We start from the raw sequence: 20,583 nt of genomic DNA on the forward strand, positions 1-20,583 counted from the left end.
CCACCGACATGGTCTTTCGCCCCGGCGCGCAGTCCTTTCGCCCGGGCGCGCGGTCGCGGTGGACCGGTCCACTCCGGGTGCGCCGGTCATGTCGTGAATGGCGTGCTACGTCATCCTCTGCCCCGCGCTGGTACGTTGCTCGGGCGTCGGAGCCGTCCGCCGCCCACGCACCCGGGAAGAAGGAGAGGCGTCCAGTGGCCCCGCACGGGACGCGCCGCAGCCTGCCGGCCCTGTTCACCGCCGCCCTCGCGCTCGTCCTGCTGGCCGGACCGGCCTGCGTACCCGGCGGCGAGCCCCCGCCCCGGCCCGCACGGGCGGCCCCCGTACAAGCGTCCGGCCCGCCGACGGCCTATGGCGCCTACGTCGGCTACGGCCCCGAAGCCGTCCACCGGGTCGCGGAGTTCGGCGTCTGGCTCGGCCGGCCCGAACCCCGGGTCGGCCACGCGTATCTGCCCGGCGACACTTGGACCGGTATCGAGGGCGCCACCGGCGACCTGGACCAGTGGGCCCAGTGGCGCCGGGCCCGTCAGGACCGTCTGCTGGTCCTCAACGTCCCGATGCTGGACCGCAACGAGGCCCACCTGCCCGACGACGCGGTCCGCACCGAACTGGGGGAGGGGGCGGGCGGCCGCAACGACGACCACTTCCGGGCGCTCGCCCGCCGCCTGGTCCAACTCGGCGCCCCCGACACCGAGATCGTCCTCGGCTGGGAGATGAACGGCACCACCTACACCCACCGCTGCGCGCCCGACCCCACGGCGTGGAAGCAGTACTGGACTCGCATCGTCACCGCGATGCGGTCCGTCCCCGGCCAGCACTTCCGCTTCGACTTCACTCCCAACCGCGGCCTCGACGCGATCCCCTGGACCGACTGCTACCCCGGCGACGCCTACGTCGACGTCATCGGCATGGACGCCTACGACGCCCCCCGGGGCCTGCCCTTCACCGGCCAACTGACGGAGCCGTACGGCCTGTTGACGCAGGCCGACTTCGCCCGCGCCCACCACAAGCCCATCTCCTACCCGGAGTGGGGCCTGTTCGACAACGGCGACAACCCCACCTACGTGCGCGGCATGCTCACCTGGATGGCAGGACAGCACCCGCTCTACCAGACCATCAGCGACTACTGCCCGCACGGCGTGTGGCGCTGCCGCGCCAACCCCAAGTCGGCGGCGGTATACCGTGCCCTGACGGATCATCTGCCCTGAATGCCTTGAACGCGGAGAACGGCATCGCCCGGGGAAGCGGGCGGTGCCGTTCGTGCGCGTTGTCGAACTACCCGTCTACGGCGTCCACTTCACGTTCGGATTCACCTGGCCGGTCCAGTTGAAGATCGCCATGTTGTCCCAACCGTCCCCGCTGGTTGCGATGTTGGCCGGGTCCCAGCCGTTGCCCGTGACCGCGTACCAGGTCGGCTCCCAGTAGAAGACGCCGATCGCGCCCGCGCTGCGCGCCGTGTTCTGCACGGCGGTGAACTCCGCGCCCTGCCCCGCCCAGGTGAGCGGATAGCCCGAACACCCCGAGGTGACCGAGTTCGCCGTACTGTCCGCGTCGGACGTGGTGAACGGGTAGGCCGTCTCCGCGATGATGACGTCCTTGCCGTAGCGGGACTTCATGTCCGAGACGACGCTGCCCATGTTGGCCAGCGTGCCGTGCCACATGCAGTAGTAACTCAGCCCGGTGATGTCCCAGTTGACGCCCTGCGCCTTGATGCCGTCGTAGAACCAGCGGGCGTTGGAGTCGCTGTCCGCGTCGGCGGTGTGGATGATCACCTGGGTGGAGCTGTTGCAGGCCTTGGTCGCGTTGTAGCCCGACTTCAGCAGCAGGCCGAGGTTGGTGAAGCTGTTGTTGACGACCTTGCCGTCGTCCCACAGCATGCCGACGTTGATCTCGTTGCCGATCTGCACGCTGTCGGGGGTGGTGCCCTGGGACTTGAGGCTGTTGCAGACGTCGTAGGTGTAGTTGTAGACGTCGGTCTGCAGCGCGCCGATGCCGTGGCTCGACCAGGCCGCGGGCTTGTACTGCTTGCCCGGGTCGGCCCAGGTGTCGGAGTAGTGGAAGTCGATCAGCAGCTTGAGGCCCTTGGCCTTGACCTGCTTCGCGTAGGCCAGCACCTTCGCCTTGTTGTTGTAGCCGCTGGCGGGATTGTTCCAGATCCGCAGGCGGACGTAGTTGACGCCGGCGCCCTTGAGGATGTCGAGGGGGTCCTTGGCGGTCCCGCTGGAGTCGTAGTACTTGGCGCCGAGGTCGATCGCGCGCTGCGCGGACGAGACGTCGGCGCCGAGCATCGTGAGCGAGTTCGCGGCGGCGGCGTCCGTGGGGGTGAGCATCGCCGCCGGCAGGGCGACTGCGGCCAGCAGCAAGGCGGCCTTCACTATGCGGCCCGGGATTTTCACGGGGTACCCGACCTCCTTGGGTCGACTGACATGCGCATGCGGGTTGGGTTCTGAGAACGTTCACAGTAAGAGAGGTAACAGGCACTGTAAATATGTGTGACGGTTGTATTTCACGCAGCTGGTAGACGTGAAGCCCGTGCGAATGGAATGGGAACGTACACAACACGCAGCACAGAGTCGTACCGCGGTACTACGCCCGCCCCCGCAACGGCCCCTCGGTACGACGGGTTTGGGGCCCCCGCTCTCCTAGCGTTGCGGGTGTCCAGTCGGGGCAGTGGCACGTGAGCGTGAGGGATGGCGATGATCGAGGCGCAACAGCTGACGAAGCGGTACGGGGAGAAGACGGCGGTGGACCGGCTGGACTTCGTCGTCAAGCCGGGCACGGTCACCGGCTTCCTGGGTCCGAACGGTGCCGGGAAGTCCACCACGATGCGCATGATCGTCGGCCTGGACGCACCCACCGCGGGCACCGTCACGGTCAACGGCAAGCCCTACGCCGAACACACCGCGCCACTCCAGGAGGTCGGCGCGCTCCTGGAGGCCAAGTCGATCCACCCGGGCCGCTCCGCCTTCGACCACCTGATGGCGCAGGCCTACACGCACGGCATCCCGCGCCGCCGCGTCGACGAGGTCATCGAGCTGACCGGCCTCCAGTCGGTGGCCAAGAAGCGGGCCGGGGCCTTCTCCCTCGGCATGGGGCAGCGGCTCGGCATCGCCGCCGCGCTGCTCGGCGACCCGGCGACCGTGATGCTCGACGAACCCGTCAACGGGCTTGATCCCGAAGGCGTGTTGTGGATCCGCAACCTGCTGACCGGGCTCGCCGCGGACGGCCGTACCGTCTTCGTCTCCTCGCACCTCATGAGCGAGATGGCGCTGGTCGCCGACCACCTGATCGTCGTCGGACGGGGGCGGCTGCTGGCCGACACCACCGTGCAGGACCTGGTCCGCACGGCCGGCGGCGACACCGTCACCGTGGCCTCCGAGCAGCCGGCCAGGCTGCGCGAGGTCCTCGCCGGTCCCGGTGTGGAGATCACCGGCGAGGTCGGCTCCGAGGAACTGCACGTCACCGGGCTGACCGCGCGCGCCATCGGCCTCAAGGCCGCCGAGCACGGCATCCCGCTGTTCGAACTCAGCGCGCGGACCGTCTCTCTGGAACAGGCGTTCATGGACCTCACCCGGGACGCCGTCGAGTACCACGGCACCACCACCGTCGAGACCCCCGGGAGGGCCGCGTGAGCACCGTCACCGAGATCGACAGCGCCGCACCCGCAGCCGTACAGCCGGCCCGTCCGGTGTACAAGGTCACCGGGCGCCGCGTGCTGCGCTCCGAGTGGGCCAAGCTGTGGTCCCTGCGCTCCACCTGGATCACCCTGGGCCTCGGCCTGCTGTTCCTGATCGGGTTCGGCCTGATCGCCGCCGCGCACTACAAGTCCTCCTACGACGGCGGGCATCTGCAGCCCGACGACGCCAACTCCACCGCGCTCGACGTCTCCCTCTTCGGGACGAACTTCGCGCAGCTGGCCCTCGGCGTGCTGGGCGTCCTGGTCACCGCGGGTGAGTACTCGACCGGCATGATCCGTTCCACGCTGGCCGCCGTACCGCGCCGCCTGCCGGTGCTGTGGTCCAAGGCCCTCGTGTTCGGCGTGGTCGCGCTCGGCGTCTCGCTCGTCGGGGTGTTCGTGGCGTTCCCGATCGTCAGCGGCATCGTCTCCGGCACGCCCGCGGCCCTCTCCTTCTCGCACGCCGGAGTCGTCCGCAGCCTGTTCGGCGCCGGTCTCTACCTCGGCCTGGTCGGCGTGATCGGCACCGCGCTGGGCGCGTGGCTGCGCTCGGTGGCCGGTGGCATCTCGGTGCTGGTCGCCTCGCTGATGCTGGTTCCCGGGCTGATCTCGCTGCTGCCCAGCTCCTGGCAGGACAACATCAGCCCCTATCTGCCGAGCAACGCGGGCGAGGCGATGTTCTCGCTCACCCACGACTCGACGACCCTCTCGCCCGGCGCCGGACTCCTCGTCTTCCTCGCCTGGACGGCGCTCGCGCTGGGCGGGGCCGCCTACCGGCTGGTCAAGTCCGACGCCTGAGCCGATTCCCCCCGCGGCCACGGCGCGGCATCCGGCCTGTTCACGGGCCGGGTGCCGCGCCGGTGGTTTCGCGCGGGGCGCCCCCACAATGGACAGGTGACCTCCATGAACCCGGACCAGTGACACCGATGAGCCCCGACGACCCCGCCCACGTGCTGTTCGCGGAGACGGACCTCCCGTGGAGCCACCCCGTGGCCGGCCGGCTGTCCCGGTTCGGCCGCCGGATCAAGCAGGGCGACCGGCGGCACCCCTGGGTGCTGGACACGGCTCTGATCGTCCTGGTCGTGCTGATGTTCTGCCTGCCGGACATGGTGGACGGCGACGACGGCCGGCGGCGCGGCTTCGACAACAGCTTCATCCACCTCCCCTGGCCGGGGACCGTCGCCCTGCAGCTGGGCCTGGTGCTGCCGCTGCTGTGGCGGCGCCGCCGGCCGACCCTGGCCTTCGCGCTGATCGCCGCGGTCTTCTTCGTCCAGGCCGGGCTGGGGGTCTGGCTGCGCGCGGACGTCGCCCTGCTGATCTCCCTCTACAGCCTGGTCCTGCACGGGCAGTTGCGGCGCCTGCCCGCCGCCTGCGCGGTCACCCTCGCCGCCCTGGGACTGTTCGCGCTGCGGCTGCCGTCCCAAGTCCCGGTCCTGGACGCGCTGTTCGTCCTGTTCAGCACGATCACCGCGGCCGTCGCACTCGGCTTCGTGGTCCGCATCCGGCGCGCCCAGCTCGCCGTGCTGCGCGACCGCGCCGCCCGCCTGGAGGTGGAGCGCGACCAGCGCTCCAAGCTCGCCGCCGCCGCCGAACGCACCCGCGTGGCACGGGAGATGCACGACATCATCGGCCACAACCTCTCCGTCATCATCACCCTCGCCGACGGCGGCGCCTACGCCAACGACCTCGCGCCCGAACGCGGAAAGCAGGCACTGCTCCTCATCGGCGACACCGGCCGCCAGGCGCTCGGTGAACTCCGGCGCATGCTGGGCGTGTTGCGCGTACAGAGCCCCACCCCGGACGCCCCCGAACTCAGCCCCCAGCCGGGCGTCGCCGACCTCGACACGCTGTGCGCCCGGATCCGCGCGGCCGGCCCGCAGGTCGTGTACCGCACGGGCGGCGACCCGGCCACCCTGGACCGGGGGGTCCAGCTCACCGTGTACCGCATCGTGCAGGAGGCGTTGACCAACGCCCTCAAGCACGCGGGCCACGACACCCGCGTCGAGCTGACGGTGAACGTCGACGACACCCGCGTGCACATCGACTGCCACGACACCGGCCCCAGCACGGCCGGCACCGGACCCGCACCGAGCCACGACGAAGGACACGGACTCGCCGGCATGAGAGAACGCGCCGCCCTCTACCACGGCACCGTCACCGCCGGCCCCGCCCCCGGCGGCGGCTGGACGGTACGGGCCACCCTCGACCTCACCCCGCTCGACGCGATCGGGGGAGCCGCATGACGACCGTGCTCATCGTGGACGACCAGCCCCTCCAACGCCTGGGATTCCGCATGCTGTTGGAGGCCAACCCCGACACCGAGGTGGTCGGCGAGGCCGGGCACGGCGGCGAGGCGGTGCGGATGGCCGCCGAACTGCGGCCCGACGTGATCCTGATGGACGTACGGATGCCGGGCATGGACGGCATCGAGGCCACCCGCCGGGTCGTCGCGGCCGGCGACCGCTCCCGCGTCCTCATCCTCACCACCTTCGACCTCGACGAGTACGCCCACGAGGCACTGCGCGCGGGAGCCAGCGGCTTCCTCCTCAAGGACGCCCACCCCGAGGAACTCCTCGCCGGCATCCGCGCGGTGGCCTCCGGCGACGCCGTCATCGCCCCCGCCCTCACCCGCCGCCTGCTCGACGCCTACGCCCAGCACCTGCCGAAACACTCACCGGAAGGCTCCGCCGAGGGTCCGGCGGCGGACGACCCGCGCATCCGCTCCCTCACCGAACGCGAGCGCGAGATCCTGCTCGCCATCGGCCAGGGCTGGACCAACGGGGAGATCGCCGAGCGCCTCTTCGTCTCCGAGTCCACGGTGAAGACCCATGTCGGCCGCGTCCTGGCGAAGGTCGGCGCCCGCGATCGCATCCAGGCCGTGATCCTGGCCTACGACCTCGGCCTCGCCCGCCCCAACGCGCCCGACCAGTAGCCGAGTTGAGCATGCGGATCGTGAAAGCTCAGCTTGCGCGGCCCGCACGCAAAGCCTCGTACGCGCTCTGGACGCTGTCGCGCATCGCGACAACTGTTGCTTCCCATGGCCGAGATCAAAGGGGCTGTGTCCCGCAGAACGGTATTGGGCGCCATGACGGCGACGGCGACCGCGGCGACCGTGCCGCTGACCGCCGGAGCACCGAGCGCCGAAGCCACTCCACGGGCGAGACCCGATCTGCTCTACGTCGGCAGCTGGAACGGCGGGCAGGTCTACGGGGTCGCGTTCGACCCCGTTCAAGGAGTCCTGACGCCCAACGGGCCGGTGGCGCAGGTTGGTTCGGGCTGGGTGACGGCACATCCGGACCGCCCGCTGCTCTACGTCGGCAGCCGGCTGAACGGCGGAATCGTCACCGCCCTCGCCGTCGACCGCACGACCGGCGCGCTGACCTGGCTCGGTCAGGTGAGCACCGACGGCGGAACCACGGCGGGCGGCGGCCTGTCGTACCTCGGCGTGGACCGGTCCTCGCGCACCCTCCTCGTCGCCAACTTCGAAGCGGGCCTGGCCACTTCACTCCCGATCCGGCGGGACGGCACACTCGGCGCACCCGTGTCGGTCGTCGTGGACACCGGATCGGGGCCCAGCCCACGCCAGTTGGGCCCGCACCCGCACCAGGTCGTCGTCGCTCCGGGCCGCCGTCACGCCCTGGTCCCCGACTTCGGCGCCGACCGCGTCTTCGTCCACGGCTTCGACGGTACGACGGGTGCGCTGTCCCCGGGCGGGACCGGTCCAGGCGCCTACGCCACCGACGCCGGAGCGGGTCCCAGACGACTCGTCTTCCACCCCGACGGGCGCAAGGCGTACCTGCTGACCGAACTCACCGCGGAACTCCAACTCCTCGACTGGGACGGCAGATCCGGTGAACTGACGCACCGGCAGAGTCTCGCGATCGACTCGCCCGACTTCACCGGCACCAAGAGCGGCGCCGAACTCGCCATCAGCCGCGACGGCCGCTTCGTCTACGCGTCGAGTCGAGGCGAGAACACCCTCGTCGTGCACGAGATCGAGCGGCACACCGGCCTGCTCCCCCTCCTCCAGCGCATCCCCGGCGGGGGCCTGAAGCCCTGGAGTTTCACCGTGCACCCGAGCGGGCGCCGGCTGCTGGTCGCCAACGAGGCGAGCAGCACCGTCGACGTCTTCGCCGTCGACCCCCGCTCCGGGCTGCTGACCGGCACCGGGAACTCCCTGCCCCTGCCCAGCCCCGACTCCATCGCCGTCCTCGCCTGACCGCCCGCCCCCGATAAATCCCGTGCCCCACCGCCCCGGGCTTCCCTACACTCGCCACAACCGTTGACGAGTGAGATGAGTGAGGGGAGCCCGCCGTGCGTGACCGCACCGCAGTGATCCTCCTGTCCTCGTCCCTCCGGTACCCGCCGCGCGGCCGGTACCGGACACCCGTGACGAGCAACTGAGTATCTGACTACACGTCAACTTCCTTTTCTCGTACGGGAATCGCGCCGCCCTGCACGGAATCACTCTCGAAAGGCCACGGGCCGTGCGCACCGAACGCCCTGTCACCAACCCGCTCACCGCCGTCCGCAACCTGGGCATCCTCGCCCACGTCGACGCCGGCAAGACCACCGTCACCGAGCGGTTCCTCTATCTCACCGGTTCCACGCACAAGCGCGGTGAGGTCCACGACGGCACCACCGTCACCGACTTCGACCCCCAGGAACGCGACCGCGGCATCACCATCTTCGCCGCGGCCGTCAGCTGCTCCTGGGACGGCCACCGCGTCAACCTCATCGACACGCCGGGGCACGTCGACTTCGCCGACGAGGTGGAGCGTTCGCTGCGCGTCCTCGACGGTGCGATCGCGGTGTTCGACGCCGTCGCGGGCGTGGAGCCGCAGAGCGAGTCGGTGTGGCGCCAGGCCGACCGGTACGGCGTGCCGCGCATCGCCTTCGTCAACAAGCTGGACCGCGCGGGCGCCGACCTCGACACGGCCGTCGCCTCCATCCGGGAACGGCTCCATCCGGCGCCGCTGGTGGTGCAGTTGCCGATCGGTACGGAGGACGGCTTCACCGGAGTCGTCGACCTGCTGCGCCTACGGGCGCTGGTGTGGCCGGACACGGACGGTCCGGTGGCCGAAGTCCCGGTGCCGGAGGGCCTGTTGGCGGAGGCGCGACGGCGTCGGCGGCTGCTGGAGGAGGCGGTGGCGGAACTGCATCCGGGCGCGCTGGAGGAGTTCTGCGCCGAATCCACCCTGTCCGCCGCGACGTTGAGCACGGCGCTGCGCGACCTGACCCGCACCGGCGACGGTGTGGTCGTGCTGTGCGGCTCGGCCTACCGCAACCGGGGCATCGAACCGCTGCTGGACGCCGTGGTGGCGTATCTGCCCTCCCCGTCGGACGTGCCCCCGGTACGGGGAACGTACGACGGCGGCGAACAGGAGCGGGCGGCCGACCCACAAGTGCCGTTGTGCGCACTGGCGTTCAAGGTGAGTGCGGCGGGAACCGGACGGCTGACGTATCTGCGGATCTATTCGGGAACGGTCCAAAGGGGGGACACGGTGTGGGATTCGGGCACGCGGCGCACCGAGCGGATCGGGCGGATCCTCAGGGTGCAGGCCGACCGGCACGAACGGCTGGAGCGGGCGGTCGCCGGGGACATCGTCGCCGTGGCCGGACTCAAGTCCGTCCGCGCCGGCTCGACCCTGTGCGCACCCGACGCCCCGCTCGTCCTCGAACCGCCCGCGGTCGCCGACCCGGTGGTCTCGGTGGCGGTCGAGGCACGGCGCGGCACCGACACCGACCGGCTGACGTCGGCGCTCGCCCGACTGGCCGAGGAGGACCCCTCGCTGGTCGTGCGCACCGACGCCGAGACCGGCCAGACGGTCCTGTCCGGCATGGGCGAACTGCACCTGGAGGTCGCGGTGGAGAAGATCCGCCTGGCCACCGGGGTCGAGGTCGACGTCGGCCGCCCCCGGGTGGCCTACCGGGAGACGGTGGTGCGCGGGGTGTCCGGGTTCGTGTTCCGGCACGTCAAACAGGACGGCGGCGCGGGCCAGTTCGCGCACGTGGTGCTGGACGTAGAACCGCTTGAAGGGTGCGATTTCGCGTTCCACTCGGCGGTCGTCGGCGGGCGGGTGCCGCAGGAGTACGTCCGCTCGGTGGAGGCGGGCTGCCGCGACGCCCTCACCGAGGGGCCGGTCGGCGGGTTCCCGGTGACCGGGCTGCGCGTCACGCTGACCGACGGGGCGACCCATGTGAAGGACTCCTCGGAGCAGGCGTTCCGCACGGCCGGCCGCCTCGGCCTGCGCGAAGCACTGCGCGCCTGCGAGACGATCCTCCTGGAACCGGTCGCCGAGGTCACGGTCACCGTCCCCGAGGACATGGTCGGCGGCGTCCTTGGTGACCTCGCCGCCCGCCGCGGCAGGATCACCGGCTCGACGACCCGCTCGGGTTCCGCGCTCGTCACGGCGACCGTGCCTCTGGCCGAACTCTTCGGCTACGCAACGAGGTTGCGCAGCCGGACCCAGGGCCGGGGTACGTTCACGGCCCGGCCGACGGGGTATGCGCGGGTGCCGGGTGCGGTGGTGGCCCGGTAGCGGGCGCGGTGGGAGGTGTTTCCGCGTGGGGACGCCTCTCGTCGTTGGTGTCCTGGGGACGCTCTCCGGTAGGGGCGCGGGGACGGGCACGGGTGCGGTGGTGAACCGCCCGGTGCCCGTCCCCGTAGGGGAGGTGTCCACGGTGGGGCACCTCCCGCCGCCTTCCCGTGGGAGGCACGCTCGGGACGGCACGTTTCCGCGTGCCGGCCCGACAATCCAGGAGCACCGCATGATCTTCATCGCCGTACGGTTCCCCGTCCGCCCCGAGTACCGGGACGAATGGCTCGACCGGGTCGCCGAGTTCACCGCCGCGACCCGGGCCGAGCCCGGCAACCTGTTCTTCGAGTGGTCGGTCGACGCGGTCGACCCGAACCGCTTCGTGCTGCTGGAGGCGTTCGCCTCCCCGGAGGCCGGCGCCGCCCACGTCGGCTCCGAGCACTTCAAGGCGGCCATCACGTGGATGCCGGATGTCGTCGCCGCGACGCCCGACATCATCAACGGCGAGGTGGAGGGCGGGGGTTGGTCGCCGATGGCGGAGATCACGCCACGGGGGTGACGGTGGCGGGTGCGAGCCGGAAGGGGGAGCTTCGGCCCGCACCCACCACGACCTCAGGGGTACGACACCACCGTGGACGGGACCGTCGACGTGCCCGAAGTCGCCGCCCCCGTCTCGTTGATGACGTGTTCGTACTGGCCCTGGCCGCCGAGCGAGACGACCAGGAGGTCGTGGAACTTAACGCCCGACCGGGTGGGGGCCGCGAAGCCGTTGTGCTGCACGATCGTCGGGTCGACGTTGTAGTAGCAGTAACTGCCCAGGCCCCAGCCCTCGTGCACGGTCACGGCGTCGGCGATCTTGTAGGCCGCGTAGCCCTTGACCGAGCCGTTCTGGATCGCGGCCTGGTTCGGGGCGTCGTACGCCTTCTCGTTCTGGAAGAAGATCGTGCGGCCCCGCTCGCCGTTCCACTGCACGTCGTACTTGTTGAAGTGCTCCACGAACAGGCCGGTGGCCAGCACGTCGGCGCCGTTGACGACGAGGCCGTAGTTCGCCCGGTTGGTGTCCCAGCCGATGCCCGTGCCGTGGTCGGCGCGCCAGAGCCAGGTGTGGTCGACGATGGTGTGCCGGTTGTTGATGACCATGCTGGTGGTGGCCTTACCGGCGCCCGCGCCGCCGATGCGGACGAACACGTCCTGCACGGTGGTCGGGTTGGCGGAGTGGTCCGTCGTCGTGCCCGAAGGGCCCACTTCCAGCAGGGTGTTGGAGTTGACCGTGCCCGCGTCGATCAGGAACCCGGCCAGCCGTACGCCGTCGACGTCGGCGGTCTTGAGGGCTGTAACTCCGTTGTCGGGGACCAGAGTTGCGTAACCCAGGCCCAGCACAACGGTGTTGGCGCGGTTCACCTGGATCGGCTGGTCGAGGTGATAGATGCCCGGCGTCAGCAGGAGGTGAAGTCCCTGCGTGAGCGCCTGGTTGAGGGTCGCGGCCGTGACGCCCGGCTTGGCGACGTAGAACTGCGACAGCGACAGCGAGGTGCCGCGCGGGGTGCCGTTGCCCCAGGTCACGCCGTTGGCGTTGGTGCGCTTCTCGGGGAGGAAGACGCGGTACTCGGTGCCGTTGAGGTAGAGGAAGGGCTTCTCGCGGGAGACGGGGGTCGTGGCGAGGGTGGTGTACACCGGGTTCGGGAAGCCCTGCGCGGGAGCGCCCTGCACGCCCGAGAACACCATGTTCCAGACGCCGTTGAGCCAGCTGCCGATCACGCTGTCCCGGGTGTACCACTGCTGTTGCGAGTACGGCTGGACCTGGCCGTCGATCCGGCTGTCGGCGATGTAGCCGCCGCTGGCCCAACCGTAGCCGTTGGGCGCGAGGTTGAGGCTGCCGCGCACATGCATCCGACGGAAGGGGGCCGCCTGAGCCACGGCCCACCTGTTGGTTCCGCTGACGGGGACGAGCGCGAGGTTCTCCGCCGAACGCCAGAAGTTCTGGGTGGCGTTGCCGTTGAACCAGCCCGCGTCGACGGTGACGTCGCCGTTGATGGTGGTGTCGTCGGGGGAGAGGCCGAGACCCGCGATCGAGGTGTAGAAGCCGAGTTGGGCGTTGAGCCCGGAGTAGGTGCCGGGCTTGAAGAAGAAGGCGTAGCGTCCGGTGCCGAACTGGGCGGTCTCCTGCTGGGCGAAGACCTGGTCCAGCTTGGCCTGGATACCGGCCGTCGACGGGTCGAAGACGATCACGTTGGGGCCGAGATCGCCGCCCCCCGGCAGTGCAAGTGGCTTGTTCGCGGAGGGAGTTGCGGGGGCGGCGGAGGCGGTTGCGGGCAGCCCGGCCAGGGCGGACACAGCGGCGGCCGCACCGAGAACGGTTCTGCGTCGAACTGAGGACATGTCGCGGCTCTCCTTGTTCATGAAATGAACGCCGGTGGGGTTGGGAGCGCTCTCTCGCGGGGGAATGCTTCAGGGCCGTGAACGCGGTCGTCAAGAGGTACGACCGAGTTCGACGAGTGGCGTCCAAACTCTTGACGCCTCTGCCTTCCGAGGTTTAACTCACGTCCTAAATTAAGTCGTGAGTGCATTCCCTGAAGGGACACCCGGAGTATGCGCAGCATCCGAGCCGCGGCCGTAGGCGCCGTCACCATGTCACTCGCCCTTGCGGCCACGGCCTGCGGAGGCGGTTCGTCCACGGGTGGGGGATCCAACGACTCGCCCAAGACGCTCACCTACTGGGCCTCCAACCAGGGCGCCAGCATCGCGATCGACAAGAAGGTCCTGCAGCCCGAGCTCGACAAGTTCAAGAAGCAGACCGGCATCACGGTGAAGCTGGAGGTCGTGCCCTGGTCCGACCTGCTCAACCGCATCCTGACCGCGACGACTTCAGGCCAGGGCCCCGACGTCCTGAACATCGGCAACACCTGGAGCGCCTCCCTCCAGGCCACCGGTGCCTTCCTCCCCTGGAACGCGGCCAACTTCGCGAAGATCGGCGGCAAGGACCGCTTCGTCGACTCCGCGCTCGGCTCCACCGGCGCCGTGGGCAAGGACCCGGCCGCCGTCCCGCTGTACTCGATGGCGTACGCGCTCTACTACAACAAGCAGATCTTCGCCGACGCAGGCATCGCCCAACCCCCGGCCACCTGGGCCGAGTTGGTCGCCGACGGGAAGAAGATCGAGGCAAAGGGCAAGCAGGTCCTCGGTGCCGAGGGCGCCAACGTCTCCGAGAACATCCACCACACCTTCGTCTTCGCCAAGCAGCACGGCGCCGACTTCTTCACCGCCGACGGCAAGGCCGACTTCACCAACGACGGTGTCGTGGCCGCCGTCAAGCAGTACGTCGACCTGATGGCCAAGGACAAGGTCATCCCGGTCGGCAACGCCGAGTACGCGCAGAACCAGTCCGTCAGCGATTTCGCCAAGGGCAGGACCGCGATGCTGATGTGGCAGTCCGCATCCGCCAACCTCAAGTCCCAGGGCATGAGCGACAGCGCGTACGGCATCGCCCCGATACCCGTGCAGTCCGGCACCCCCGGCACCGGCGCGCAGGTGAACTCGATGGTGGCCGGCATCAACCTCGCCGTCTTCAAGAACACGAACAACCTGGACGGTTCCACCAAGTTCGTGAAGTTCATGACGAGCGACGCCGAGCAGAAGATCCTCAACACCGCCTACAGCTCCATCCCGCCGGTGAAGGCCGCGCAGGAGGACACGGCGTTCAACACCCCGGCGAACTCCGTCCTGAAGAACACCCTTGCCACCAGCGCCGCCGCGCTGCCGCAGGTCGCGGACGAATCGCAGTTCGAGACGGCGGTCGGCACGGCCGTCAAGAACCTGTTCGCCGACGCCGCCGCCGGACGCGCGGTCACCACCGCCTCCGTCAAGGCGGAGCTCGAAAAGGCCCAGCAGCAGATGCCGGCGAAGTGAGTGCGACTGTGACGAGCACTGTCACCCCGGAGGCCGCCGTGCGGAAGAACCCTTCCGACCCGGCGGCCCCCGGCCCGCGCCGGCGGCGCGGCGAACGGATCCGCCGTATCGGACTGCCCTACCTGCTGCTTCTGCCCGCGCTGATCCTCGAACTCCTGGTCCACCTGGTGCCGATGGTCATCGGCATCGTCATGAGCTTCAAGGAGCTCACCCAGTTCTACATCCGCGACTGGGGCACCGCGCCCTGGTCCGGCTTCGACAACTACAAGGTGTCGGTGGACTTCAGCGCCCCCGTCGGCAAGGCGCTCCTGCACTCCTTCTTCGTCACCGTCGGCTTCACCCTGCTGTCGGTCGCCTTCTGCTGGCTGATCGGCACGGTCACCGCGATCTACATGCAGGACAACTTCCGCGGCCGCGGCTTTCTGAGAGCGCTCTTTCTCATCCCGTACGCGCTCCCCGTCTACGCGGCCGTCATCACCTGGGTGTTCATGTTCCAGCACGACAACGGCCTGGTGAACCACGTCCTGCACGACCAGCTGCACCTCACCGACAAGCCGTCGTTCTGGCTGATCGGCGACAACAGCTTCTACGCGCTGCTGATCGTGTCGGTGTGGAAGGGCTGGCCGTTCGCCTTCCTCATCGTGATGGCGGGCCTGCAGAACATCCCCAAGGAGCTGTACGAGGCCGCCTCCATCGACGGCGCCGGCCTCCTGCAGCAGATCCGCCGCATCACCCTGCCGTCACTGCGCCCGGTCAACCAGGTGCTGGTCCTGGTGCTGTTCCTGTGGACGTTCAACGACTTCAACACGCCGTACGTCCTGTTCGGCAGGTCGGCCCCCGAGGCCGCGGACCTCATCTCGGTGCACATCTACCAGGCGTCGTTCGTCACCTGGAACTTCGGCACCGGCTCGGCGATGTCGGTCCTGCTGCTGCTGTTCCTGCTCGTCGTCACCGGCGTGTATCTCGTGTTCACCTCACGCGGACGGAAAACCGCCGATGTCTAGCCCCACCTCGCCCATGGCCCCGCCCCGCTCCTTCATCTGGTCGCGGCGGATCTTCCTCACCCTGCTCGCCGGCTTCGTCCTGGTGCCGGTGTACGTCATGCTCTCCAGCTCCCTGAAACCGCTCTCGGACGTCACGGGCAAGTTCCGCTGGCTGCCGAGCGGGCTCACGATCCGCCCGTACATCGACATCTGGTCGACGGTCCCGCTCGCGAAGTACTTCATGAACTCGCTGATCGTGTCCGTCGCCGCGACGGTCTGCTCGGTGGTCATCGCGGTCTTCGCCGCGTACGCGGTGAGCCGCTACGAGTTCCGCGGCAAGCGCGTCTTCACGGTCACCGTCCTGTCGACCCAGATGTTCCCGGGCATCCTGTTCCTGCTCCCGCTGTTCCTCCTCTACGTCAACATCGGCAACGCCACGGGCATCGCCCTGTTCGGCTCGCGCGGCGGCCTGATCCTGACGTATCTGACCTTCTCGCTGCCCTTCTCCATCTGGATGCTGATCGGCTACTTCGACTCCGTCCCGAAGGACCTGGACGAGGCGGCGCTGGTGGACGGCTGCGGTCCGCTCGGCGCGCTGCTGCGGGTCGTCGTACCGGCCGCGATCCCCGGCATCGTCGCGGTCGCCGTCTACGCCTTCATGACCGCGTGGGGCGAGGTCCTCTTCGCCTCCGTCATGACCAACGACGCCACCCGCACGCTGGCCGTCGGACTCCAGGGCTACTCCACGCTCAACGACGTGTACTGGAACCAGATCATGGCCGCATCGCTGGTCGTCAGCGTGCCCGTGGTCGCCGGCTTCCTGCTGCTCCAGCGCTACCTCGTCGCCGGCCTGACGGCGGGCGCCGTCAAGTGACCGACCCGACCAACTCCGCTGACCGTAAAGGGACTTCAGTGACCATCGACTTCGCCGCACTCCCGCACGACTTCCTGTGGGGCACGGCCACCGCGGCGTACCAGATCGAGGGAGCCGTCGCCGAGGACGGGCGTTCGCCGTCGATCTGGGACACCTTCTCGCACACCCCCGGCAAGATCGACAACGACGACAACGGCGACGTCGCCTGCGACCACTACCACCGCTGGCGCGAGGACATCGGCCTGATGCGCCAACTCGGCGCCAACGCCTACCGGTTGTCGATCGCCTGGCCGCGGGTGCTCCCCGGCGGTGACGGCCCGGTGAACCCCAAGGGCCTCGCGTTCTACGACGAGTTGGTCGACGGACTGCTCGCGGCGGGCATCACGCCGTCCGTCACCCTCTACCACTGGGACCTGCCCCAGGCGCTCCAGGACCGCGGCGGCTGGCCCGAGCGCGCCACCGCCGAGCACTTCGCCGCGTACGCCTCGGTCGTCGCCGAACGCCTCGGCGACCGCGTCACCCACTGGACGACCCTCAACGAGCCCTCCTGCTCGGCCTGGATCGGCCACCTCGAAGGCAAGATGGCCCCGGGTTGGACCGATCTAACGGCTGCCGTCCGCGCCTCGTACCACCTGCTGCTCGGCCACGGCCTCGCCGCCCGGGCGATCCGCGCCGCCGCCCCGAACGCCCAGGTCGGCATCGTCAACAACCTCTCCACGGTGTACCCGGCCAGCGACCGCGACGAGGACGTCCAGGCCGCCCGCCGGCAAGACGGCCACGTCAACCGCTGGTGGCTCGACCCGGTCCACGGCCGCGGCTTCCCGGCCGACATGGTGGAGACGTACGGCGTCGAACTCCCGGAACAGCCGGGCGACTTGGCGACCATCGCCGCCCCGCTGGACTGGCTGGGCCTGAACTACTACTTCCCGGCGACCGTCGCGGACGACCCCACCGGCCCCGCCCCCTACACCCGCGCCGTCCGCCGCCTCGGCGTCCCGCGCACCGGCATGGACTGGGAGATCGACGCCTCCGGCATCGAGACCCTGCTGCTGCGCCTCACCGAGGAGTACGACCCGCGCCGGATCTACGTCACCGAGAACGGCTCCGCGTTCCCCGACGTCGTACGCCCCGACGGCACCGTCGACGACCCGGAGCGCCAGGACTACCTGGTCCAGCACCTCGCCGCCTGCGCCTCGGCGGCCCGCAAGGGCGCCCCGCTGGCCGGCTACTTCGCCTGGTCGCTGCTCGACAACTTCGAGTGGGCCTACGGCTACGAGAAGCGCTTTGGACTGGTCCACGTCGACTACGACACCCAGGTCCGCACGATCAAGGGCACCGGCCACCGGTACGCGGAGATCATCCGCGACCACCGCAGCCGGGCGCGGCGCGCGGCCTGACCGAGACCGCTCCGGTGGGTGCGGGCGGGGAGCCCGCGCCTACCGGGGCACAGCAACCCCATGCATGTCATGAGCACGTCATCTCGATCACCCCAAGAAGGAGTTCCGCCCCTCAAGGAGACCCGCATGCGGTGAGTTGATCCTCGCGGCGAAGTACTGCAAGGGCTGCACCCAGGCGGGTGGCGGCACCTACGACTTCACCTCGGGCCGAATCGACACCAACGCCCACTTCGACTTCACGTACGGCAAGGTCAGCGCCCGCATGAAACTCCCGGTCGGCGAGGGATTCTGGCCCGCCTTCTGGCTGCTCGGCAGCAACGTCGACAACCCGTCGGTGTCCTGGCCGGCCTCCGGCGAGACCGACATCATGGAGAACATCGGCTACCCGAACTGGACCAGCACCTCGCTGCATGGCCCCGGTTACTCGGCGGACGGCAACATCGGCGCCCGCCGGACCTTCCCGAACGCCGGCACGATCGACCAGGGGCACACCTACGCCGCCGAATGGACCCCGACCGCGATGCGCTTCTACGTCGACGACAACCTCGTCCAGGAGACCACCCGCAACAAACTCGAATCGACCCGCGGCCAATGGGTCGTCGACCACAACCAGTACGTCATCCTCAACCACGCCCTGGGCGGCGCGTATCCGGCCGGCTGGAACCAGGTGACCACGCCGTACTGGGGTTTGCCGCAGTCGAGCGTCGACAAGGTCGCGGCCGGGGGAGTGCAGGCGGAGGTGGACTGGGTGCGGGTCGAACAGAAGAAGTGAGAGCTGGGCCGGTCCGGAGCGCGGAACCGGACCGGCCCGTTCGCCCCACGGCAATCCGGTGGCCGGATGAGTCGCCCCCCGGAATCAAGTTGCCGCACATCCCGCCCCCTGACACGCTCACGCCCATGCCGACCTTCACCGCACCCGACGGAACCCGCCTCGCCGCGCATGTCTCCGGCGACGGCCCGCCCCTGGTCTGCCTGCCCGGTGGGCCGATGCGGGACTCGGCCTACCTCGGCACCCTGGGCGGCCTGACCGCCCATCGGCGGCTGATCCGGCTGGACCTCCGTGGCACGGGCGCGTCGGAGGTGCCGCGGGACCCGGCGTCGTACCGCTGCGACCGGCTCGTGGACGACGTCGAGGCCCTGCGCGAACACCTCGGCCTGGAGCGGATCGACCTGCTCGCGCACTCCGCCGGCGCGAATCTGGCCGCGCTGTACACGGCCCGCCACCCCGACCGGGTGGCCCGGCTGACCCTGGTCGCCCCCAGTGTCTACGCGGTCGGCATCCAGATCTCGGCCGAGGACCGGCTGCGGGTCGCGCGGCTGCGCGGGTCCGAACCGTGGTTCGGACCCGCGTTCGCCGCCCTGGAGGCGATCACCGCCGGGCGGGCCACGCCCGACTCCTGGGAGGCCATCTCGCCCTTCGCCCACGCCCGTTGGGACGAGACGGCACGAGCCTTCGAGGAGGCCGACGCGAAGGAGAAGAACGCGGAGGCCGCGGCCCTCTACGCCGCCGAAGGCGCCTTCAGTCCGGCCGACACCCGCGCGGCGCTGGCCGGCTTCGCCTCCCCGGTGCGCGTTCTCGCCGGGGAGTTCGACATCTCCGCGCCGCCGCAGGTGATGGCCCGGTACGCGGAACTGTTCCCGAACGCCGAGTTCTTGATCCAGCCGGGTGCCGGGCACATGCCGTGGCTGGACGACGCCGAGCGGTTCGTCGCGCTGGTGCTGCCGGTCAGCAGTCCCTGAACTCCGGTGACTGGTTCAGCACTTGGGACCGCAGGGAAGTGAACCTGGCGTACGTCTCGCCGTCCCGCGCCGCCGGCCGGAACGCCGCCACCCGGTGGCAGTTCTGGAAGGCCAGGGCCACCCCGAAGTGGCGCTCCAGGCTGCCCCGGATCGCGTCGCTGGCCAACGCCCGCAGGAGTTGGCCGCGTTCCTTCTCGGACGGCGGCGGGGTCTGGTTGTCGGTGAAGTCGGCCGTGCCGTCGTGGAGTTCGGCGGCGAGGCCGGCGACGAGGTCGTAGGCGTACGGCAGGGACGCGCGGACCGTGTCCACGAAGTCCGCCTCGCGGATGTCACCGTGCTCGGCTTCGGCGAGGAGCTTCGGGGAGACGTCGAGAGACATGAAAAGGGGTGTCCTGTCGGGTAGTTGGGTGTGGTGGGGTGGTCGTCAGGTGAGTGCGGGCGGGCCCGGTACGTAGCCCGGGTCCACCTGGGCGGCCAGGTCCAGGCCCGTCGCCCGGTCCGCCCAGGCCCGCGCGTTGCGCAGATGGAACTCGACGGCGTGGCGGTGCAGGGTCGGCCAGTCCCGGGGGCAGGAGTCCACGGCCTCCCGGAGCAGACGTAGTGCGTGTGCGTTGTGCGGCTCCAACTCGCCTTCCGACCGGCCCTGTTCGGTGGCGCGGACAGCGGGGGAGTGGACCAGGTGGGTCAACAGGTCGTCGCCCACCTCCTGTTTGAGGAAGAGCAGGTCGTCCTCGCCGGTCACCTTGTTGCCGATCACGGCGAGCCGGATCCCGAACTCCCGCGCGTGGTCCCGGTACTGGCGGTAGACGGAGACGCCCTTGCGGGTGGGTTCGGCCACCAGGAAGGTGAGGTCGAATCGTGTGAACAGGCCCGAGGCGAAGGCGTCGGCGCCCGCCGTCATGTCCACCACGACGTACTCGCCAGTGGTGTCGACGAGGTGGTTCAAGTACAGCTCCACCGCGCCGAGTTTGGAGTGGTAGCAGGCCACCCCGAGGTCGCTCTCCGCGAACTCGCCCGTCGCCATCAGCGGTACGTCACCCGCCCGGACCACGTGCCGGGCGTGCACCTCGTCGTCGCCGAGCAGCCGTAGCAGGCGTGAGCCGCGCCCCGGCGGGGTGGTCTTGATCATGGCTTCGGAGGAGGCGATGCGCGGGTTGCTGCCGCGCAGGAAGTCCTTGAGCTCGGTCAGGCGGCCGGCCAGGGGCGGGGCGGTGACCGGCTCGGTGCCGGGGGCCAGGGCCTCGGCCAGGTGCTGGTTGATGTCGCCGTCGATGGCGAGCACGGGAGCGCCGGAGCGCGCCAGCTGGCGGGCGAAGAGGGCCGAGAGCGTGGTCTTTCCGCTGCCGCCCTTGCCGACGAACGCGACGCGCACTACCGGTCCGCCGCTTTCGCGGTTTTGAAAATGAATGTCATGTGGCTAGGTTTTAGGGGTCGGTCGCCGGGCTGTCAAATCGAGAGCGATCACGAG

The 20,583-nt window shown here is 69.9% G+C and carries 17 protein-coding genes and 1 pseudogene; 14 read left to right on the top strand and 4 right to left on the bottom strand.

What is annotated here, in order from left to right:
* The first annotated feature begins 194 nt into the window (after nucleotides 1–194).
* On the top strand, nucleotides 195–1,208 hold the full coding sequence (locus tag ACFXC1_RS37255; protein WP_381251384.1) for a glycoside hydrolase family 26 protein: 1,014 nt from the start codon (nucleotides 195–197) through the stop codon (nucleotides 1,206–1,208).
* A gap of 75 nt (nucleotides 1,209–1,283) precedes the next feature.
* Here the strand turns inward: ACFXC1_RS37255 and ACFXC1_RS37260 are convergent, their stop codons facing one another.
* A complete protein-coding gene (locus ACFXC1_RS37260) occupies nucleotides 1,284–2,396 on the bottom strand; it encodes a glycoside hydrolase family 53 protein (protein ID WP_381251386.1) in 1,113 nt (370 codons plus the stop codon).
* 300 nt (nucleotides 2,397–2,696) lie between these two features.
* Here ACFXC1_RS37260 and ACFXC1_RS37265 point away from each other — a divergent pair, with 300 nt between their 5' ends.
* The 7 genes from ACFXC1_RS37265 (at nucleotide 2,697) to ACFXC1_RS37295 (ending at nucleotide 10,774) form a co-directional block, all read left to right on the top strand.
* Nucleotides 2,697–3,632, top strand: coding sequence for an ABC transporter ATP-binding protein (locus tag ACFXC1_RS37265; protein ID WP_381251388.1), 936 nt, complete (start codon nucleotides 2,697–2,699; stop codon nucleotides 3,630–3,632).
* Nucleotides 3,629–4,474, top strand: coding sequence for an ABC transporter permease (locus ACFXC1_RS37270; RefSeq protein ID WP_381251390.1), 846 nt, complete (start codon nucleotides 3,629–3,631; stop codon nucleotides 4,472–4,474). The genes ACFXC1_RS37265 and ACFXC1_RS37270 overlap by 4 nt, the downstream gene beginning before the upstream one ends.
* Nucleotides 4,475–4,602: 128 nt before the next feature.
* Entirely contained in the window at nucleotides 4,603–5,919 is a 1,317-nt protein-coding gene (locus ACFXC1_RS37275; protein ID WP_381251392.1) for a sensor histidine kinase, read from the top strand.
* A complete protein-coding gene (locus ACFXC1_RS37280; protein WP_381251394.1) occupies nucleotides 5,916–6,608 on the top strand; it encodes a response regulator in 693 nt (230 codons plus the stop codon). Before ACFXC1_RS37275 ends, ACFXC1_RS37280 begins: the two co-directional genes overlap by 4 nt.
* A 153-nt stretch (nucleotides 6,609–6,761) precedes the next feature.
* Nucleotides 6,762–7,895 (top strand): lactonase family protein, encoded by a 1,134-nt coding sequence (locus ACFXC1_RS37285; RefSeq protein ID WP_381251396.1) that lies wholly within the window; start codon nucleotides 6,762–6,764, stop codon nucleotides 7,893–7,895.
* 268 nt (nucleotides 7,896–8,163) lie between these two features.
* Complete coding sequence (gene fusA / locus ACFXC1_RS37290) at nucleotides 8,164–10,218, top strand: elongation factor G (RefSeq protein WP_381251398.1); 2,055 nt, start codon at nucleotides 8,164–8,166, stop codon at nucleotides 10,216–10,218.
* A 229-nt stretch (nucleotides 10,219–10,447) separates the two neighbouring features.
* Nucleotides 10,448–10,774, top strand: a complete 327-nt coding sequence (locus ACFXC1_RS37295; RefSeq protein ID WP_381251400.1) for a putative quinol monooxygenase — start codon at nucleotides 10,448–10,450, stop codon at nucleotides 10,772–10,774.
* A gap of 53 nt (nucleotides 10,775–10,827) precedes the next feature.
* Here the strand turns inward: ACFXC1_RS37295 and ACFXC1_RS37300 are convergent, their stop codons facing one another.
* A complete protein-coding gene (locus ACFXC1_RS37300; protein ID WP_381251402.1) occupies nucleotides 10,828–12,594 on the bottom strand; it encodes a coagulation factor 5/8 type domain-containing protein in 1,767 nt (588 codons plus the stop codon).
* 210 nt (nucleotides 12,595–12,804) lie between these two features.
* On the opposite strand from ACFXC1_RS37300, the gene ACFXC1_RS37305 reads away from it, so the two are divergent.
* The 6 genes and pseudogenes from ACFXC1_RS37305 (at nucleotide 12,805) to ACFXC1_RS37330 (ending at nucleotide 19,115) form a co-directional block, all read left to right on the top strand.
* Entirely contained in the window at nucleotides 12,805–14,121 is a 1,317-nt protein-coding gene (locus tag ACFXC1_RS37305) for an ABC transporter substrate-binding protein (RefSeq protein WP_381251404.1), read from the top strand.
* 8 nt (nucleotides 14,122–14,129) lie between these two features.
* Entirely contained in the window at nucleotides 14,130–15,125 is a 996-nt protein-coding gene (locus ACFXC1_RS37310) for a carbohydrate ABC transporter permease (RefSeq protein ID WP_200716027.1), read from the top strand.
* The gene (locus ACFXC1_RS37315; protein WP_381251406.1) at nucleotides 15,118–15,978 is read left to right on the top strand and encodes a carbohydrate ABC transporter permease; all 861 of its coding nucleotides are present in this window, start codon (nucleotides 15,118–15,120) and stop codon (nucleotides 15,976–15,978) included. The genes ACFXC1_RS37310 and ACFXC1_RS37315 overlap by 8 nt, the downstream gene beginning before the upstream one ends.
* A 38-nt stretch (nucleotides 15,979–16,016) precedes the next feature.
* A complete protein-coding gene (locus ACFXC1_RS37320) occupies nucleotides 16,017–17,375 on the top strand; it encodes a GH1 family beta-glucosidase (protein ID WP_381251408.1) in 1,359 nt (452 codons plus the stop codon).
* 130 nt (nucleotides 17,376–17,505) lie between these two features.
* A pseudogene (locus tag ACFXC1_RS37325) lies at nucleotides 17,506–18,147 on the top strand (glycoside hydrolase family 16 protein); the annotation flags it as partial.
* A 125-nt stretch (nucleotides 18,148–18,272) separates the two neighbouring features.
* Nucleotides 18,273–19,115: an alpha/beta fold hydrolase gene (locus tag ACFXC1_RS37330; RefSeq protein WP_381251410.1), complete on the top strand. Its 843-nt coding sequence runs from the start codon at nucleotides 18,273–18,275 to the stop codon at nucleotides 19,113–19,115.
* On the opposite strand, the gene ACFXC1_RS37335 is transcribed toward ACFXC1_RS37330, so the two are convergent.
* Nucleotides 19,102–19,494 (bottom strand): SCO5389 family protein, encoded by a 393-nt coding sequence (locus tag ACFXC1_RS37335; protein ID WP_381251412.1) that lies wholly within the window; start codon nucleotides 19,492–19,494, stop codon nucleotides 19,102–19,104. The genes ACFXC1_RS37330 and ACFXC1_RS37335 overlap by 14 nt on opposite strands.
* Before the next feature lie 45 nt (nucleotides 19,495–19,539).
* On the bottom strand, nucleotides 19,540–20,487 hold the full coding sequence (locus ACFXC1_RS37340) for an ATP-binding protein (protein WP_381251414.1): 948 nt from the start codon (nucleotides 20,485–20,487) through the stop codon (nucleotides 19,540–19,542).
* Between the last annotated feature and the right edge of the window lie 96 nt (nucleotides 20,488–20,583).

Origin of the sequence: Streptomyces hokutonensis, assembly GCF_042751305.1 — a bacterium.
Taxonomy (GTDB): domain Bacteria; phylum Actinomycetota; class Actinomycetes; order Streptomycetales; family Streptomycetaceae; genus Streptomyces; species Streptomyces hokutonensis_A.

Excerpts from the sequence above, each read along its gene's own strand:
- ACFXC1_RS37300 (WP_381251402.1), bottom strand. The coding sequence starts at position 12,594 with ATGTCCTCAGTTCGACGCAGAACCGTTCTCGGTGCGGCCGCCGCTGTG.
- ACFXC1_RS37285 (WP_381251396.1), top strand. The coding sequence starts at position 6,762 with ATGACGGCGACGGCGACCGCGGCGACCGTGCCGCTGACCGCCGGAGCA.
- ACFXC1_RS37335 (WP_381251412.1), bottom strand. The coding sequence starts at position 19,494 with ATGTCTCTCGACGTCTCCCCGAAGCTCCTCGCCGAAGCCGAGCACGGT.
- ACFXC1_RS37330 (WP_381251410.1), top strand. The coding sequence starts at position 18,273 with ATGCCGACCTTCACCGCACCCGACGGAACCCGCCTCGCCGCGCATGTC.
- ACFXC1_RS37265 (WP_381251388.1), top strand. The coding sequence starts at position 2,697 with ATGATCGAGGCGCAACAGCTGACGAAGCGGTACGGGGAGAAGACGGCG.
- ACFXC1_RS37315 (WP_381251406.1), top strand. The coding sequence starts at position 15,118 with ATGTCTAGCCCCACCTCGCCCATGGCCCCGCCCCGCTCCTTCATCTGG.
- ACFXC1_RS37275 (WP_381251392.1), top strand. The coding sequence starts at position 4,603 with ATGAGCCCCGACGACCCCGCCCACGTGCTGTTCGCGGAGACGGACCTC.
- ACFXC1_RS37280 (WP_381251394.1), top strand. The coding sequence starts at position 5,916 with ATGACGACCGTGCTCATCGTGGACGACCAGCCCCTCCAACGCCTGGGA.
- ACFXC1_RS37305 (WP_381251404.1), top strand. The coding sequence starts at position 12,805 with ATGCGCAGCATCCGAGCCGCGGCCGTAGGCGCCGTCACCATGTCACTC.
- ACFXC1_RS37295 (WP_381251400.1), top strand. The coding sequence starts at position 10,448 with ATGATCTTCATCGCCGTACGGTTCCCCGTCCGCCCCGAGTACCGGGAC.